The following is a 17,148-nucleotide window of genomic DNA, read 5'->3' as shown; positions in this document are numbered from 1 at the left end:
TTATTAGGCAATTACTCTTTTTCTATGTACGTCTTAATATTTTAGTCTCGTTCAAGTAAGGAAAGGAACGATTGTAATACCGGGGAAATCCATCTAGATTTATGATAGATTACATAACTTTGAATAACTGTTGGAGTTTCGATAGGTTGAAAACATAGTTGTCCTTTTTGGCAACTTTCTTGTACAACGATATAAGGAAGAATTGAAATGCCTAACTCACACATAACGGATTGTTTAATGACTTCAACATTGGAAGTTTCAAATGTTTTAGCTGGAATATTTCCACTTTGACGTAAAAAACGATCTACCATTGGCCTATAGCCGCAGCTTTGTTCTGTAAAAATGAACTGGGTGTCCTGTAATAACTGGAATGGATTTGTATGTGCAGAGGAATAAGCTGGTAAAATCCATCCAAATGTTTCATTACTAAAAGTACGCGTAATAAAATCATTATGTTCTATACTTTCTCCAATTATGAAGACAACGTCTGTTTCTCCTTCACGTAATTTTTGTAATGCTTGTTCATTTGTGTTTGTTTCAAGTACGATATTTACTTTTGGATTTTTCTGTTTGTAAGTACGTAATAATTGTGGTAATCGGTATACCGCTAATGATTCATTAGATGTAATACTTAATGTACCTTCTAAATAATCTGTATTTTGGGGGATTTCTCGCGCTTTTTCATATATTGAAAGTAATTCTAATGCATAAGGATGAAATTGATGACCTGCTTTTGTAAGTAGCACTTTTTTCCCTAACCGATCGAAAAGAGGAATATGTAAATCGTTCTCTAAAGCTTTCATATGTGCTGTAACAGTAGATTGCGCATAACCTAGCGCATGCGCAGCCTTAGAAAAATTACCATACTTCACAATGGCGCAAAATGTTTTAACATGTCTCATTTCCATAAGCGATCCCTCTTTTATTATCATGATTTGTGAATGATTATATCATGTATTTTAATTTTCCAAATGATTAAATTCTGTATAAAATGAAATTGTAGAAATATTCATTCAGGTGATATTGGAGGAGAAAAGATGAAAAAAAAGGGCTATCATGTAGCTGTTGTTGGGGCTACAGGTGCGGTAGGGCAAAAAATTATTGAACTGTTAGAGAATGAAATGAAGTTTAATATAGTTGAAGTTACATTGCTTTCGTCAAAACGATCCGCTGGTAAGAAAGTAAGATTCAAAGGACGAGAGATAATTATAAAAGAGGCAAAAACAACTAGCTTTGAAGGTGTAGATATTGCCTTTTTTAGCGCTGGGGGAGAAGTATCTAGACAATTTGTAACTCATGCAGTTTCTAGTGGTGCGATTGTAATTGATAACACAAGTGAGTACCGAATGGCACAAGGTGTACCGCTCGTTGTTCCGGAAGTGAATGCGCATACTTTAAAGCAGCATAAAGGTATCATTGCAGTTCCAAATTGTTCAGCATTACAGATGGTAACAGCACTTCAGCCGATTCGAAAATCATTCGGTTTAGAAAGAATCATCGTTTCAACATATCAAGCCGTATCGGGTTCTGGCATTCATGCGATTCATGAATTACAAGAGCAGGCTAAGTCTATGCTTGCTGGTGAAGAAGTGAAAAGTAATATATTACCGGCGAAAAAAGATAAAAAACATTACCCAATAGCGTTTAATGTACTGCCTCAAGTAGATATATTTACAGACAATGATTTTACTTTTGAAGAAGTAAAAATGATTCAAGAAACGAAGAAAATATTAGAAGATGAAAACCTGAAAATGGCAGCTACTTGTGTACGTGTTCCAGTTGTATCAGGGCATTCAGAATCGGTTTATATAGAACTGGAAAAAGAAGCAACCGTTACGGAAATTAAGGAAGTATTAATGGATGCACCAGGTGTTATTTTGCAGGATAACCCTAGTAAACAGCTGTATCCAATGCCATTATATGCAGAAGGGAAAATAGATACATTTGTCGGAAGAATACGTAAAGATCCTGATATGCCAAACGGATTCCACCTCTGGATTGTTTCTGATAACCTATTAAAAGGTGCGGCTTGGAATTCAGTTCAAATCGCAGAGACTTTAGTAGAAAAGGGAATACTTTAATCTAGTTTGAAAAACCGGGGAATCGATAATCATTTTCCGGTTTTTATCCCGCTATTTGCTGGGCAGTAAGACCCCCACTGATTAAAGCTTCACTTTATTTAATAATTGTTTTCTTTATTTCGCCCAACTTTAATTTAAATTAGTCGTTATTGAATTTTTATAAATATCTACTTTATGTGCAGTGAAGCGTAAGGTTTTGGATTCTGCATGAATTGTTAGGTTAATAATAATCGATAACGGCATTTCGACCGTTTTCACAATATCTTCTATAGCAATATACTCATTTTCTGCTTTGTTATAATAAACAACAGAACGAATTACTGCCTCGTTATTTTCAATGTCAATTTCACACATCATAGGGAATTTTTCACTATTATGTAAGAATAGTTCGCCTAGTACGATTGAACCGTTTAGCTCCTCTGTAAAATTAGTAGTTGCTGCTGGTTTTACCCATGTTTCGTCATGTTCTTCGTTTTCCTCTTCATCTATTGCCCATTCCCAAATGGGGTTTTGTTTTAGGTCTTCAATAGTTAATTCATCAATTGGTTTGCAATTGCTCATACATAATTCTCCTGTTGCTTTGATAAATAAGTTTCTTAATCTCAAAAATTAGATGATTGCTTACGAGTAAGTTCAATATAGTATTTTGCTCATTTGATATTAAACTATTTTATTTTGAAGTAAAGCTTCTGTAGCAATATTAACAAAAAAATAATTATTTAGTAAATAATTATTAGTGGAGGTTTTAAAGTGGCATGGAGTTAAGGTAAGGTAGTAAAAAACATCAAGAATGAATGGGATTCATTTGGTACGATATGGATATGTTTAATAAGAGGGGGAATTTGATGTATCAAGTAAAGGGATATTTTTCATCGCTCAAAGGAAGTCATTATGAAATTGGTAAGCAACAAGGTGAATTTGTGAAACAACATTCTTATCTTATTCCGCAATTTATAGAGCAAGAAAACTTAATATCGCATAACCATTGGACAGAATCTAGAAATATATTAAATCAATATTGTTCTGGAATTAATGAAGAAATTGAAGGTTTTTGTGAAGTGTTAAAAATTCCTTCAAAAAATATGATGTATTACTATCAAACACTATTGAAAGCAGGTTGTAGTCATTGTGCAGTATTACCTAAAAAGACAGATTTAACTCACACTTATGTATTAAGAAATTATGATTTGTCACCAGTAATAGATGATATGCGTTTTTGCTCGACGCATGTTGAAGGTGCGTATGCACATAGTGGCTTTTCTACTCAATATTTTGGTCGAACAGAAGGGGTTAACGAACATGGATTATCTGTTACATTTTCAGCATGTGGTCAACCAGTAGGAAACATTGCAGGTTTAAGAAAGCCAATGGTAAATGGTTTACAGTGTTTTGCGGTAATTCGATTGTTGTTGGAGAAATGTAAAAATGTGCAGGAAGCTAAATCACTAATAGAAGAAATACCAATTGCTAGTAATATTAATTTAATAGTAGCTGATCCTTTAAACGCAGCACATATTGAAATATTTGACGGTCATAAATCCACAACAACGATTGATGGTGACAACCAAGCTTTTATTGTATCAACAAACCATGCAGTTAGTTCATCAATTCAGAAATTAAATAATAGGAAATTAGAACAATCTACAAAGAGATATCATGTTTTACATGAGCATTTAAATGGATATGAACAAGTGAGCATAGAGTCTTTAAAAAAGTTAGTAGAAGAAGAATATCCTGATGGACTGACTGTACATAACTATGAAGAATGGTTTGGAACTTTACATTCTGTATTATTCGATTTACATGATCGTACAATGAAGATTTGTTTCGGATCACCACTTTTAAACGACTGGTACTCATTGAAAGTTGGAGGAAGTATGCCGTTTTCTGAGGTGAACGTGAACTTTAAAAATAAAACTTATACTGACTTTTGGAGGGAAGATAAGAATGAATTGATGCCTAAAAGATAAATGAGATAAGATGATAATGAAGAGAGTGCATTTACACTGGAGGGATTACCAATGCTAAAAGTTATGTTACCATTTATTCTTATCTTTTTTCTTGTCATTGCGATGTATATTGCTTATCAAAAGAGAAAAAAAACCGGGATAAAAGGATTGAAAAGTGCGTTAACTTCTATTTGCTTCTTTTCACTCGCAATTTTAAATATGTTTGCATATTGGTTTCACTTTGGCGGTGCTTTTACTTGGTTATTTTCAATTGTATTATAGCTAGTTGGTGCATATTTTACTAAATATATTCCAATATCTAAAAAGGTACATTAAAATCTATAAGAGTTTAATATAATGTTTACTTTGTTTTGAAAAGAGATTATTCTACTAGATCGTTGTGAAACGGTTTCATAGGATAATCTCTTTTTTTTAGTTTTGGAAAGAACTTACTGTGCTTTTTAGTTGTTCAATAAATTCTTGAGTTGCAGCACACATATATTTATCTTTTCTATAAATTAACCCTATTTCAATTGTTGGAGTAGGGTTTTCTATTTTAATAGCTTGAATGTTATTATTTTGTAAAAAGTCTATATATGGTTTGGGTAACACTGTAATTCCCATTGCTTTGGAAACCATTTGGATTAAAGATTCCATCGTGCTAATTTCTAAAATTGGTCTTGGTTTAAAGTTGAATTTTTGACAATAAGATGTAATTAGTTCGGTTAAAAAGAAATTTTTAGGTAAAAGAATTAAAGGATAGTTCTGTAATTCAGCAATAGATACATGATTACGTTCAGCTAATCGATGACCAGTGGGCACGACTAATTTAAGATCGCTTTTGTATAGAGGGATAGAGATAATCTCTTTATCTTGCACTGGGAGAAATGTAATTCCAATATGTAGTTCGTTTTGTAATAATTTTTTACGAATATCTCCTGTACGAAGCCCTAATACAGAAAGCTCTATATTAGGATATAAATTATTAAAATTTAAAATAGCTGGTGGTAGTAAGTAATTTACAACGGTTAACAAAGCCCCTATTGTTAAGGAACCTTGCTGTAATCCGTTTAGGTCTTGAATAGCTGAACGAGCTTGTTCGACTTCATGAAAAATGGTTTTACTATGTGATAATAAAATCTTCCCTGCTTCAGTTAGAGATATTTTTTTACCAATTCGATCGAAAAGTGGCATTCCTACTTCATGCTCTAATGCACGTATTTGTTGACTTAGAGAAGGCTGTGAAATATTTAATTTCTCAGCTGCTTTTGTGAAATGTAATTCTTTTGAAACAGCTAAAAAGTATTCAAGTTGTCGTAATTCGATTGAAATCACCTCAAGTATAATAATAGGTTATACCTATCATTATTATATAAATAATTGAATTGAACAATGATTTTAGAGGTTTTATAATCATCTTTAAATAACAGAGAGGGTTGTAAAAATTAATTGAGAGAAAATACATGTAACACCTTTAAAGGAGGAAATAGAATGGCTAATGAATATCAATTATTATCTTTAAATATAGGATTACCAAAAGAGGTTACATACGGCGGAAAGGTAATTCATACAGGCATAAATAAGAAACAAGTAAAGGAACCGGTATATTTATCCTTTGTAAAATTTAATGGGGATGGACAAGCTGACTTAGTTCATCATGGAGGAGTAGATAAAGCAGTTTGTGTTTATACTGGTGATCACTATCCATACTGGGAAAAAGAATTGAATCAAGATCTTGTATATGGGGCTTTCGGAGAAAATATAACAGTTAGTGGTATGAGCGAAGAGGATGTTTGTATTGGTGATACGTTTGAGCTAGGACAGGCAATCGTACAGGTAACACAACCAAGGCAACCTTGTTTTAAATTAGCAAAAAAATATAATATTCCAAAGTTACCACTATATTTTCAAGAAACAGGATATACAGGATTTTATTTTCGTGTATTAAAAGAAGGATGGGTATCATCAGTCGACACCTTAAAAAGACTACAGTCTGATCCAAAAGGTGTTTCAGTAGCATTCGCTAACCGTATTATGCATAAGGAAAAACAAAATATTGAAGGGGTAAAAAGGATATTAGAAGTAAATGCACTTTCAAATAGTTGGAGAAAGTCTTTTGAAAAGCGTATAAGTGGAGAAGAAATTAATACGAAGGAAAGACTTGAAGGGATAAAAGAATAAAAATATTTTATTATAAATAGTGTATTTCTATTAGTAAAGGCTAATTAGAAAGCGCTATTTTTATAAAATAAACTAATTAATATCCGAAAATCTTAATATTTTTTTATTCGACTTATTTTCAAATAGTCGAAACATAAAATTAATTAGACTTTTTTTTTATGTTTTATGATAGTATATTGATTGGTAAGACCTCTATTTTTAAGAGTAGGTCATATAAGTATATCTAATTTAATGGAATTTAACATTTGGAGGTACAACATGGGGAATGTTGAAAAATTGGCAAGTCTTCTAATAGAAGAACCGAAAAGAGAGCAGTTATTTCCTTTATTTGAAGAAGTGTTTGGAATTACAACTCAAACATTGAATGATTTTTCGGATAAAGGATATTGGGATGATACATATAAAGCTTTATCATTTTTACAAGAAGAGAAAGTGATTGCAAATGTTGCGGCATTTTCACTCCCATTATTAATTAATGGTGAAAAAATAAATGCGGCGGGTATTCAATCAGTAATGACACACCCTAATTTCCGTAGACAAGGGCTAATGACACAATTAATGAGTAAAATGATAGAAGAAATTGATAAGAAATGTGAATGTGCATTATTGTTTACGGAAAAACCTGAACTATATACAGCATTTGGATTTAAAGTTGTGCAGGAATATTTGATGACTATACCATATGATAAAAATATTAATAATAACCATTCACTACTTAAAAAGTTAGATTTCTATAATATAGAGAATAGACAGTTAATACATGAAACTATTGATAGTAGCCAAAGACTTTCAAATAGTTTTTCAACTTTAAACTTCCATCCTTCATTTTATTTGAATATGTATGATTCAGAATGGAATGAGAAACTGTATTATTCAGAGAAACTAGATGCTTTAATCGTTTATGAAGTAGACAATGAAAAGTTGAAATTATTTGGAGTATTTGCGCCAGTACTTCCGGTTTTAGATGAATTATGTGGAGAAATCAATGAAAGGTTTACGGAAATCGAATTTTATTTTTCTCCGGATCAATTAGGGGTTGAGGATGTACAGTTTACAGAATTACAGTCTAGCAAGTATTTAATGGTTCGAAGTGATAAAGAGTTAGATTTTAAAGGTTATAAATTCCCAGTATTAGCGGAGTTTTAAATGTCTATATAAATGCTTTGTTATGGAGGAGCTATGAATATATCGTATATACCAGAAAGTATTGAGCAACTCACTATAATGAATGTACCTGAATACTATAAAATTAATGACAATCATGCGTTTATTGTCCGTTCGAAAGCAGAAACCGATTTTTGGCTTAAAACACATTATGGTTTTGAAGTAATGAATGGTCATGTATTTTATAATGAGATGATGACAGACTTTCAAGCTGAAGTTCAGTTACGTATGAATCCAAATTCAAAATTCGATCAAGCAGGTCTTTTTGTTATGATTTCGGAGAACTGTTGGCTGAAAACTTCATTAGAATATATTCCAGATGGTCCATCTCACTTAGGTGCTGTCGTAACGAATAATGGATATTCTGACTGGTCAACGCAAGATTATCCAACTGAAGCAGCTAAGCAACAACTTCGTTTTCGCATTATTCGAAAACGCGGTGATTATACAATATATGTGAAAAAGAGCCATCAATGGGAACAAATAAGAATCGCTCATTTAATGGAGGATATAGGGAATGAGCCTATTAAAATAGGTTTTTACACGTGTAGTCCTTCTAAAAATAAGGGATTTGAGACTGAGTTTTTAAATTTTACAATTGAAGAAATATAGATGAAAAAACCGTATTCTTTTTATTAAGAATGCGGTTTTTGTATTTACATAATATAAAGCATATGTATTGACCAGAAAGTCATTAATACTTATCATTTAATAATGTTAAATATTAATTTACATAATATAATAGAAGTAATGAAGAAATTGCAAAAAATATCGCTTAAATAAGGAGGGATATGAATTATTCAGTGGTAATTTCATAGGAAAAGGAGATTATGTATGAAATCATTTCGTAAGTTATTACAGTATTTAAAACCATACATGTTCTTCGCTATTATTGGACCGCTATTTATGGTACTTGAGGTTGCGATGGACTTAATTCAACCGACTATTATGCAACATATCATTGATGTTGGGATTGCAAATCGGGATTTAAATTATGTAATAAAAATGGGGCTTCTTATGATAGGAGCAGCAGCACTCGGTTTAGTTGGAGGGCTTGGGTGTATGATGTATTCTACAAAAGCAGCTGTTAATTTCGCTACAGACATACGAAAAGATGTGTTTGCGACAATAGAAACATTTTCTAGTAATAATCGTGATTCATTTGGAACAGGTAAATTATTAACGATTGTGACGAATGATATCACTTCCATCCAATCGGCAATGACAATGACATTACGTGTTCTCGTTCGTGGTCCGCTGTTGTTTATTGGAAGTATAATTATTGTTTTTGTAACAGCGCGAGAGTTATTTCCAATATTACTTGTAGTTATTCCAATTTTATTACTTGCGATTATTTTAATTGCAAGTAAAGCAAGTGGTACATTTAAAAAGGTGCAAGAGGCATTAGACAAAGTCAATACAAAGTTACAAGAAAATTTATCTGGTGTGCGTGTTATAAAAGCGTATGTAAGACAAAAATATGAAATCGCTCAATTTGGAAATGTAAATACAAATTTAACGAAGATAAATATTCGAGCTGTGCAGCTTATTTCTTTAATGATGCCAATCATTATGCTAGTTGTAAGTGGCGGGATTGTCGCAACATTATGGATTGGTGGGGAAAAAGTATTCAATGGAACGCTTCAAGTAGGAGCGATTTTGGCATTTATTAATTACTTGAATATCATTTTAATGTCACTTATGTCGATTAGCATGGTATTTATTCAAATTGCGCGAGCTTTTCCATCTGCGGATCGTGTACAGCAAGTGTTAAATACAGAGGTTGATATTATAAGCGGAGCGAATGCGATCGAACCTGAGAAAATCGAGGGGAATATTCAATTTAAAAATGTTAGTTATAGCTATACGAAAAATAATGAATACGTTTTAAAAGATATTTCGTTTAGCATACAAAAAGGTGAAAAAGTAGGGATTATTGGATCGACTGGAAGTGGTAAATCTACCTTAGCGAAGCTGTTACCACGTCTATATGATGTTGATCAAGGTGAAATATGTATAGATGGAATAGATGTTAAAACATATGATTTGCAAAAACTCCGTGCTTCAATAGGGTTTGTACCTCAGAAGGCTTTGTTGTTCTCAGGTAGTATAGAAGAGAATTTACGTTATGGTAAAGAAGATGCAACACATGATGAGCTGGAAGTAGCAGCTGCATCAGCTTGTGCGACTGAGTTTATCAATAAGCTGGAAGAATCTTATCAATATAATTTAACACAAGGTGCGACAAATTTATCAGGTGGACAAAAACAACGTCTATCAATTGCAAGGGCACTTGTGAGAAAACCACCGATTCTCATATTAGATGATTCTACATCAGCAGTTGATGCGAAATCAGAGGCTACTATTCAAACAGCTTTAAAAACAAAATATAAAGGCACAACGACTTTATTAATTGCGTCCAAAATTTCTTCCATAATGGATGCGGATAAAATACTTGTATTAGATAATGGTGAATTAGTTGGCAATGGTACACATGAACAATTATTAGAACAAAGTGAGGTTTATCAGGAAATTTATCTTTCCCAAGGTGGTAATTTGCATAAAGAAGGTGGGGAAGAACATGCGTAATTTTCAAGGGCAATTTGCTAATAAAGGTGGACGAAACACGCCAAAGATGGGGAAAGCTAAAAATGCTCCAGGAACTGTAATGCGGATATGGAACTATATGGGCTATCAAAAAGCTGCTCTTATGTTTGTTATATTTCTAGTCGTTGTTACTACTTTACTTGGATTATTAGGTCCCTATTTTATGGGAGTCATTATAGATCAATATATTGTACCGAAAGATTTAAGTGGTACAGCAAGAATGTGTATGTTACTTATCGCGATTTACGGTGTAACTGTACTTTTAACATGGTTACAAACATTTGTCATGATTAACGTTGCATTAAAAACAATTCAAAAAATAAGACAAGATATTTTTGAGAAAATCCAAACGCTTTCTTTACGGTTCTTTGATGTGCGTTCTCAAGGTGATTTAATGAGCCGGGTGACAAATGATATAGATAATTTGAATCAAGCTTTGACACAAAGTGTTGTACAAATTATTTCATCAGCGTTAACTTTTATAGGTGTAACGATTGCGATGTTCGCTTTAAATTGGATTTTAGCAATTGTAACTTTAATTACAGTACCTATTATGTTTTACGTTACAAAAAAACTAGTTGCATATAGTGGTAAAAACTTTGCGAAGCGTCAAAAAGATTTAGGTGAATTAAATGGATTTATTGAGGAAGCAATTACAGGTGCGGATGTTACGACGTTGTACGGAAAAGAAAAAGAAACTGTACAAAATTTCAATAAAATTAATGAACAGCTAAGAGTTTCAGCTACGAAGGCTGATACATTTTCAGCTTTTATTTTTCCAAGTATGAACTTTATTAATAACTTAGGTATGGGGCTTGTCATTGGGACTGGATCAGTTATGGTCTTAAACGGAATGACAACAGTAGGTGTTATTGCAGCTTTTATTAATTATTCTCGTCAATTCTCAAGACCGTTAAGTCAATTTGCGACTTTAATGAATACAATTCAAGCGGCAGTTGCTGGTGGAGAACGTGTTTTTGAGATTATGGATGAGGTACCAGAAATTCAAAATAAAAAAGACGCATTTGTTGTACAAAATTTACAAGGGCATGTTGCACTTGAGAATGTTTCATTTGGCTATGCAGAGAATAAAACGATTTTAAAAGAAGTGAGTCTTAAAGCGCAGCCAGGAGAGACAATTGCTTTAGTTGGTCCGACTGGATCAGGGAAAACAACAATCATTAATTTGTTAACTCGCTTTTATGATATACAGCAAGGACAAATTCATATTGATGGAAAAGATATAAAAGATTATGATATTAATTCTTTACGAAGTAAAGTAGGAGTAGTTTTACAGGATACGTATTTATTTGCTGGTTCGATTATGGATAATATCCGTTATGGACGCTTAGATGCTACTGATGAAGAAGTTATCACTGCAGCTAAGGCAGCATCTGCACATTCTTTTATTAAGCATTTGCCAAATCAATATGAAACAGAAATTGCTTCAGAAGGATCGAATTTAAGTCAAGGACAAAAACAACTTCTTGCGATTGCACGAGCAATTTTAGCAGATGCAGATATATTAATTCTCGATGAAGCGACATCTAATATTGACACAAGAACAGAATTACAAATACAAGCAGGACTAAATAATTTAATGAGAGGTCGCACAAGTTTTGTGATCGCTCATCGACTTAAAACAATTGAAAAAGCAGATCAAATCGTTGTTATAAAGGATGGAAGAATTTTAGAAAGAGGGGATCACGAATCTCTTATGAAAGATAAAGGATTCTATTTTGATTTGTATACGAGTCAGTTTAAAATATAGTAAAAGCATTGATATGTTGCGGTTTCTCTTGAGAGGAGAAACCGCATTTTTTATATTTATAAATATTACTATTCAAATAGTTTTTCACTACATGTTTTAACAGTATCCTCCTGCATTCCAGGCAAAACATGTGAATAGCGATTTAATGTTATGAACATATGTTTATAACTGAAGTGTTCACTTACAGTCTTTGGATGTATACCTTGTTTCAAAAGTAGCGTAGCATGTGTATAACGTAAATCATAAAATTGAACCTTAAAAATTGGAATTTAAATAAAAAGAGCACTGTTAAAAGCGCTCTGAGACAAACCATATATTTAGAGAGGAATCAAGATAATATATGGATATTGTGTGAGAATGTTGTAGGTTTTAATTAAAAATAAAGCACACATATAAGTGTGCTTTTATGAACGCTTTAGATTTGTATGACTATATAGTCATACAATAAAATATGCTTGTTTGATATAAATGTGTGTAAAATCTATAAAAAGATATTGTGTATAAGGAACATATTAAATGTTAATTAGCCAAGTCTTTTGTTTTTATCCTGTTATTTGCCGGGCAGTAAGACCCCCACCTCAAAATTTAGTGGAAGCAAAGAAGTTAGGTGGGGGCTGGACTACCCGTAAAAGCCCGATTGGTGAGAGCTCATTAAAGTTTCACTTTATTAACGAATTTGCGCAACTGTTAACGCTGCAGAACGAATATCTACTGTACCTATTACTTCAACGGGGACAATTTGAATTAAATCACCAGGGTTTAAGTTAATTAGAATGACACCACTTGATACATCGACTTCACCAGTTCCGATAATATTAGAACGGACTGCGGTTCCGGATCCTGCAATAACATTAGTCGATGAATTTAATGTCAAGAAAAAGCGTGCTGCTTCCGGGGCTACTGGAACGTTATCAAGGCTAATCGTTAATGTATAGCTAATTTGATAAATACCAGCTACCTGAATTTTAATACCAGTTCCAGTACTAATTGTATCATTGATTACAGGGACAGTAATGTTAGGATTTGGGCCTGTACTAGGTAATAGTAGTGGTGTAAATAATGTTGCAAATTGAGGTGAAGTAGCATTGAAGGCAAAACCTAGGGCAGGTAGTGTACTAGATGCTTGTGCTTCACAATTAAAATTAGCGAATTTACGAATGGATGAGCGCATATTTTCACTCCTTTCTTGTATTTAGATTTCGTGAGTATTAACTTCACATTTTGGACAAGCATAATACAATATATGAAAATTTATAGTAGATAGTGCATAAGCGTTACTATTACGGATAAAGCTATGAATAATAATAAATACTATATGGAAAAAGCAGTTAGCTAATTTAGCTAACTGCTTAGTAGGTTCTCCAAGAGCAAATAGACGAAAAATTATTGCGCTATATAAAAGATCACTATAGATAAGTGCTCTTTTTGAGAGTGAGTATAAATTTCTATCATTCTATCTAGTATATGCACTGTATTATGTAGTTGCTACTAAAATTGATATGAACTTTTAAAATTAGAGGTTTCTTTTAATGAAACCTCTAAAAAGACAACTAAAGTTACGTTATAGTAAATTCAATTGCGATAGGAGTGCCTCCATCTAGGACAGCTCCTCCTACAATAGTAGCAGCTGTAGTAGTTACACCAGTAATAGTATCACCTGTTTGAATAACACCATTAATATAAAGTGTTAAAAAGGCATATGAAGCAGGGAATGTTGTTACAGCACCAGTGTCATCAGTGAAGTCTGTGTTAGCAAAAGTTAAATCTGCTCCAGCAGCAGTTCCTGTTGCTGCTGTACTTACAAATCGTCTTCCAGCTATAAAAGGTTTAACGATAGGCATTTATATTCACCCCTTTTTGAGAATTAACTCAGACAAGTTTTTTTGAAAGTTTTGTCCTGTATCGTATATTATGCTGTGCTTCTACTAAGAGATACGGCTTGTATACTAGTAAATAAATATAATTATTATGCGTTTTACAAGTTAGATTCTTATAAGTAATTAAGTGATTAAGGTTGGATTTTGTATATGGTACGTTCAGGTTAAAAAAGAGCTCTTTTAGAAAGAGCTCTTCATCAAATTATTATCTTAGTGTTGGAGGGAAACTGGCGGCCTCAGTGACAGATGGTAGAAATAATTTACGTGGTATTGTAATAAATTCAAGCGCAATTTGCTTTGGATAAAAAAATATTTGAGTTAAATCTAGAGCATGTATTAATAGTATCATGAAGCTTGTAAGAATTATAAAACTACCCCAAAAGAAACTTTTTGAAGTATTGCGAAAATCTTTTATTAAAGAAAAGAATGAAAAAATGCGGTAACAATGAGAATTAAAAATTTATACTTATCAGACATTGTGATCCTCCTAAAGAACAGTAATTTATATTATAACGTATCTTTTTTCTATAATTATAAAAAGATTTTCAAATGCCTATGTTGTAGACTTATTGTTTTCATTTTGCATACAATCGTATAATATTAAATTGAATAATATTGAAGAGCTTTATTAAGCTAGCGTCACAAAACAAAATTAATATTATAAAGTGAGAAACATTCTAGTTTATTTCGTAGTCCCAATCCATAAATTAGAACTACGAAATGGATTATTAATAAAAACATTTTAAGATTATTATAATAATGATGTGGTGTATACAGAAAAGAGGATGAAAAAAAGCATCCAGAATGAGTTGATAGCTAGTGGATAACAATTGAAATAGCACTGAAAACTAATAAAACAGCCATAATGATGTTAAATAATTGATTATGTTTTAATAAAAGTTTTTGAAACATGGAACCAAAAAGGCTCCAACTAAATGTACTCAGTAAACCGACTATACCTAGAAATAATGAGAAAAGTAGAAAACTTGAATATGAATTGTAGTAAGGGAGTATAAAAGTAGAGACTACTGTGAGTCCGAATAATATTCCTTTAGGGTTAAAAAATTGAAGGAAAATACCCACTGTAAATAAGTTTTTATTATTTTTTTCATTGTGATCTGCACCGCCTTTACTAGTGATTATTTTAAAGGCTAAATATAGCATATACGTGACACCTAAAATTTTTAAAGGAAATTCAATTATAGGGACAATATTAATTAATACAATATTAAAGAAACTACATAAAGAAGTGAGGATGAAAAAACCGAATGCTACTCCAAAGCAAAAGTTTATGCTTCTCTTTAATCCATGTTGATTTGCGTATGTCATAGCTAAGAAATTGTTAGGACCAGGTGTGAAGCTACTTATAAATACAAATAACAAAAAAGAAAATATAGGCATTTCAACCTCCTTATTTTTTGTGTGTTATAATGACCAAAAAGAACAATATAACGTTTTTTGTTATACATAACGGTCGTTATATTGTATACAGTGTAGGAGTGTTTTTTATGGAAGAAATTCAACTTATTCTGGCAAAAAATTTAAAATCAATACGTGAAAAAGAAAAATTAAGTTTAGAAAAGGTCTCTCAATTAACAGGTGTAAGTAAAACAATGATTGGACAAATAGAAAGAGGAGATTCAAGCCCGACAATAACGACAATATGGAAAATTGCTAATGGTTTGAAAGTATCCTTTACCTCTTTAATCAATAATCCAAAGCCTGATACGAAAGTAGTTTTACGAAATGATGTTCAAGTATTGTCTGAAGACAATGGGAAATATAAGGTGTATCCCTCATTTCCTTTCCAAGATGATAGGAACTTTGAAATCTATATGGTTGAAATTGATACAGAAGGGAAATTAAGTTCAGAAGCGCATAAAGAAGGAACAGAGGAGTTTATAACAGTATTTGAAGGGGAATTGACAATTGACATAAATGATTGTCAATATACGTTAAATAATGGGGACTCAATTCGCTTTAAGGCGGATAGACCGCATACTTATACTAACTCAGGAAGAACATTAACTCGGTTAAGTATGACTATTTATTATCCAGCTTTATAAGCTGGCAATAATATGAAGAGTAAAAGTGTATTGTTAAAACCATCTATAAGAGATGGTTTTATTTTTTTGAATATAAAAAAAGACACTCAATTGAGTGTCAATATAGTATTGCTCTCGCGTATAGGATTGGAGATGTTCCTCAAATACATATTGAGATGGTCTGTAAAAAAGAAACAATCTTCATCTTTAATGTAACATCGACATGGGGGAAGTGTAAATTGATAATATATATACGGAAAATTTAGTATAGATGTTTTCTACTATGGATATAGTACAATTTACTTTTATTACGTAATTACTATCGTAATATTTACCAATTGAGTATTTAGGTTGTTTATTATAAAAAGAATGAATCATTTTTTAATCAATTCGTATAATTGTAAGAGAGGCACCTGTTGATCCACCTCCAACTAAATTCACGACAGATAATATACCAAATAATTGTAGTGAAATTGTATTACCAACATTTAAATTAGTAATTAAATTATTACTATAATTTGAAGTTGATAAAGCGGGAGAAAAAATAGAGCCAGGAATTGGCGTAGAAGCGTTTAATAGTAGTCTAGTTCCAGCAAGTAGAGCGGTTGTCGTATTAACTTGATAGGTTAAATGATATCTTCCAGTTACAGGAATTGTAAATACGTCATTTGAAGCGTTAACTGTAAAATTACCAAGACTTTGGTTATTTGAAAGTGGAATGTTTGTTCCTCCTAATATGACTGAAACAGGACCACCTGATGTATTATTAGCGAACATAGAGTTTGTTGTAACGATAGACCCAGTATTGCCGGTAGGCCCAGTACTCCCAGTAGACCCAGTACTGCCGGTAGGCCCAGTACTCCCAGTAGACCCAGTACTGCCGGTAGATCCAGTATTCCCGGTAGGCCCCGTAGGTCCAGTAAGCCTATAAGGGAAAATAATGTCAAGAGCCATTGATATTAATTCCTTTTTTCTAATTTCATTATTATCTTGAATATAAATCACCTCAACTTTTTAAATAAGAATGTTATAGATTTAGTACTTTTTAAATAGAATGATTAATTTATTATATTAATTAAAGCGGTTATAGCAACGGTAAAATGTTTAATATATGTAATAATTCTTTGGGAAGAAAAAAAGAGAATAGTTATAAATTTTTTCTTTAATGATAGGGTCATAATGATGTGTATGAATTAAAAAACATGTGGAATGAGGTATTAAATTGAAACGCAATGACAATTTATCATTGAATAAGGGGATGATAGGACCAGAAAATATTGGACCTACCTTTCCGATTCTTCCACCAATTTATATTCCAACCGGAGAAACAGGACCGACTGGACCAACAGGGATAACAGGCCCAACCGGAATAACAGGAGCAACCGGAGAAACGGGGCCGACCGGAATAACAGGCCCAACCGGAGAAACGGGGCCGACCGGAATAACAGGCCCAACCGGAGAAACGGGGCCGAC

At 32.4% G+C, this 17,148-nt stretch carries 17 protein-coding genes and 1 pseudogene; 10 read left to right on the top strand and 8 right to left on the bottom strand.

Going from position 1 to position 17,148, the window contains the following annotated elements; translation table 11 throughout:
• Positions 1-41: 41 nt before the first annotated feature.
• Positions 42-908, bottom strand: coding sequence for a LysR family transcriptional regulator (locus F3I02_RS17785; protein WP_000425906.1), 867 nt, complete (start codon positions 906-908; stop codon positions 42-44).
• 129 nt (positions 909-1,037) lie between these two features.
• Here F3I02_RS17785 and F3I02_RS17780 point away from each other — a divergent pair, with 129 nt between their 5' ends.
• Positions 1,038-2,081, top strand: coding sequence for an aspartate-semialdehyde dehydrogenase (locus F3I02_RS17780; RefSeq protein ID WP_000726549.1), 1,044 nt, complete (start codon positions 1,038-1,040; stop codon positions 2,079-2,081).
• Positions 2,082-2,210: 129 nt separating this feature from the next.
• On the opposite strand, the gene F3I02_RS17775 is transcribed toward F3I02_RS17780, so the two are convergent.
• Positions 2,211-2,642 carry a hypothetical protein gene (locus F3I02_RS17775; RefSeq protein ID WP_046946312.1) on the bottom strand — a complete coding sequence of 144 codons (432 nt, stop codon included), beginning with the start codon at positions 2,640-2,642 and terminating at the stop codon, positions 2,211-2,213.
• Between the two features lie 284 nt (positions 2,643-2,926).
• On the opposite strand from F3I02_RS17775, the gene F3I02_RS17770 reads away from it, so the two are divergent.
• Entirely contained in the window at positions 2,927-4,051 is a 1,125-nt protein-coding gene (locus F3I02_RS17770) for a C45 family autoproteolytic acyltransferase/hydrolase (protein WP_046946311.1), read from the top strand.
• Positions 4,052-4,102: 51 nt separating this feature from the next.
• Positions 4,103-4,312, top strand: a complete 210-nt coding sequence (locus tag F3I02_RS17765; protein WP_196478270.1) for a hypothetical protein — start codon at positions 4,103-4,105, stop codon at positions 4,310-4,312.
• A gap of 150 nt (positions 4,313-4,462) precedes the next feature.
• On the opposite strand, the gene F3I02_RS17760 is transcribed toward F3I02_RS17765, so the two are convergent.
• Positions 4,463-5,365, bottom strand: a complete 903-nt coding sequence (locus F3I02_RS17760) for a LysR family transcriptional regulator (RefSeq protein WP_196478269.1) — start codon at positions 5,363-5,365, stop codon at positions 4,463-4,465.
• Between the two features lie 156 nt (positions 5,366-5,521).
• Here F3I02_RS17760 and F3I02_RS17755 point away from each other — a divergent pair, with 156 nt between their 5' ends.
• The 5 genes from F3I02_RS17755 (at position 5,522) to F3I02_RS17735 (ending at position 11,753) form a co-directional block, all read left to right on the top strand.
• Entirely contained in the window at positions 5,522-6,211 is a 690-nt protein-coding gene (locus F3I02_RS17755) for an MOSC domain-containing protein (protein ID WP_001262998.1), read from the top strand.
• Between the two features lie 258 nt (positions 6,212-6,469).
• Entirely contained in the window at positions 6,470-7,357 is an 888-nt protein-coding gene (locus tag F3I02_RS17750) for a GNAT family N-acetyltransferase (protein WP_196478268.1), read from the top strand.
• Between the two features lie 33 nt (positions 7,358-7,390).
• Positions 7,391-7,987, top strand: coding sequence for a DUF1349 domain-containing protein (locus F3I02_RS17745; RefSeq protein WP_001027685.1), 597 nt, complete (start codon positions 7,391-7,393; stop codon positions 7,985-7,987).
• Positions 7,988-8,209: 222 nt separating this feature from the next.
• The gene (locus F3I02_RS17740) at positions 8,210-9,964 is read left to right on the top strand and encodes an ABC transporter ATP-binding protein (protein WP_196478267.1); all 1,755 of its coding nucleotides are present in this window, start codon (positions 8,210-8,212) and stop codon (positions 9,962-9,964) included.
• Positions 9,957-11,753 (top strand): ABC transporter ATP-binding protein, encoded by a 1,797-nt coding sequence (locus tag F3I02_RS17735; protein WP_196478266.1) that lies wholly within the window; start codon positions 9,957-9,959, stop codon positions 11,751-11,753. The genes F3I02_RS17740 and F3I02_RS17735 overlap by 8 nt, the downstream gene beginning before the upstream one ends.
• A 667-nt stretch (positions 11,754-12,420) precedes the next feature.
• Here the strand turns inward: F3I02_RS17735 and exsF are convergent.
• The 4 genes and pseudogenes from exsF to F3I02_RS17715 form a co-directional block, all read right to left on the bottom strand.
• Positions 12,421-12,924: an exosporium protein ExsF gene (exsF, locus tag F3I02_RS17730; protein ID WP_001257879.1), complete on the bottom strand. Its 504-nt coding sequence runs from the start codon at positions 12,922-12,924 to the stop codon at positions 12,421-12,423.
• A 385-nt stretch (positions 12,925-13,309) separates the two neighbouring features.
• Entirely contained in the window at positions 13,310-13,594 is a 285-nt protein-coding gene (locus F3I02_RS17725; protein ID WP_001123247.1) for a DUF4183 domain-containing protein, read from the bottom strand.
• A 241-nt stretch (positions 13,595-13,835) separates the two neighbouring features.
• Positions 13,836-14,107 (bottom strand): annotated as a pseudogene (locus F3I02_RS17720) (hypothetical protein).
• Between the two features lie 339 nt (positions 14,108-14,446).
• Positions 14,447-15,031 (bottom strand): LysE family translocator, encoded by a 585-nt coding sequence (locus F3I02_RS17715; protein WP_001121277.1) that lies wholly within the window; start codon positions 15,029-15,031, stop codon positions 14,447-14,449.
• 29 nt (positions 15,032-15,060) lie between these two features.
• Between F3I02_RS17715 and F3I02_RS17710 the strand changes: the two genes are divergently transcribed.
• The gene (locus F3I02_RS17710) at positions 15,061-15,696 is read left to right on the top strand and encodes a helix-turn-helix domain-containing protein (protein WP_196478265.1); all 636 of its coding nucleotides are present in this window, start codon (positions 15,061-15,063) and stop codon (positions 15,694-15,696) included.
• Positions 15,697-16,056: 360 nt separating this feature from the next.
• On the opposite strand, the gene F3I02_RS17705 is transcribed toward F3I02_RS17710, so the two are convergent.
• Positions 16,057-16,680, bottom strand: a complete 624-nt coding sequence (locus F3I02_RS17705; RefSeq protein WP_196478264.1) for a BclA C-terminal domain-containing protein — start codon at positions 16,678-16,680, stop codon at positions 16,057-16,059.
• A gap of 217 nt (positions 16,681-16,897) precedes the next feature.
• Here F3I02_RS17705 and F3I02_RS17700 point away from each other — a divergent pair.
• Positions 16,898-17,148 (top strand): exosporium leader peptide-containing protein (locus F3I02_RS17700; RefSeq protein WP_196478263.1); only part of this gene is annotated, 251 nt, incomplete at its 3' end.

It is taken from the genome of Bacillus sp. SRB3LM, assembly GCF_015712745.1.
Classification (GTDB): Bacteria; Bacillota; Bacilli; order Bacillales; family Bacillaceae_G; genus Bacillus_A; species Bacillus_A thuringiensis_K.
Note: the sequence above shows the minus strand (reverse complement) of the source record. Positions and strands in the feature narration are given on the sequence as shown.

Bases quoted from the DNA above. Each gene is read 5' to 3' on its own strand.
- F3I02_RS17785 (WP_000425906.1), bottom strand. From the start codon at position 908: ATGGAAATGAGACATGTTAAAACATTTTGCGCCATTGTGAAGTATGGT.
- F3I02_RS17780 (WP_000726549.1), top strand. From the start codon at position 1,038: ATGAAAAAAAAGGGCTATCATGTAGCTGTTGTTGGGGCTACAGGTGCG.
- F3I02_RS17775 (WP_046946312.1), bottom strand. From the start codon at position 2,642: ATGAGCAATTGCAAACCAATTGATGAATTAACTATTGAAGACCTAAAA.
- F3I02_RS17770 (WP_046946311.1), top strand. From the start codon at position 2,927: ATGTATCAAGTAAAGGGATATTTTTCATCGCTCAAAGGAAGTCATTAT.
- F3I02_RS17765 (WP_196478270.1), top strand. From the start codon at position 4,103: ATGCTAAAAGTTATGTTACCATTTATTCTTATCTTTTTTCTTGTCATT.
- F3I02_RS17755 (WP_001262998.1), top strand. From the start codon at position 5,522: ATGGCTAATGAATATCAATTATTATCTTTAAATATAGGATTACCAAAA.
- F3I02_RS17750 (WP_196478268.1), top strand. From the start codon at position 6,470: ATGGGGAATGTTGAAAAATTGGCAAGTCTTCTAATAGAAGAACCGAAA.
- F3I02_RS17745 (WP_001027685.1), top strand. From the start codon at position 7,391: ATGAATATATCGTATATACCAGAAAGTATTGAGCAACTCACTATAATG.
- F3I02_RS17740 (WP_196478267.1), top strand. From the start codon at position 8,210: ATGAAATCATTTCGTAAGTTATTACAGTATTTAAAACCATACATGTTC.
- F3I02_RS17735 (WP_196478266.1), top strand. From the start codon at position 9,957: ATGCGTAATTTTCAAGGGCAATTTGCTAATAAAGGTGGACGAAACACG.
- exsF (WP_001257879.1), bottom strand. From the start codon at position 12,924: ATGCGCTCATCCATTCGTAAATTCGCTAATTTTAATTGTGAAGCACAA.
- F3I02_RS17725 (WP_001123247.1), bottom strand. From the start codon at position 13,594: ATGCCTATCGTTAAACCTTTTATAGCTGGAAGACGATTTGTAAGTACA.
- F3I02_RS17715 (WP_001121277.1), bottom strand. From the start codon at position 15,031: ATGCCTATATTTTCTTTTTTGTTATTTGTATTTATAAGTAGCTTCACA.
- F3I02_RS17710 (WP_196478265.1), top strand. From the start codon at position 15,061: ATGACCAAAAAGAACAATATAACGTTTTTTGTTATACATAACGGTCGT.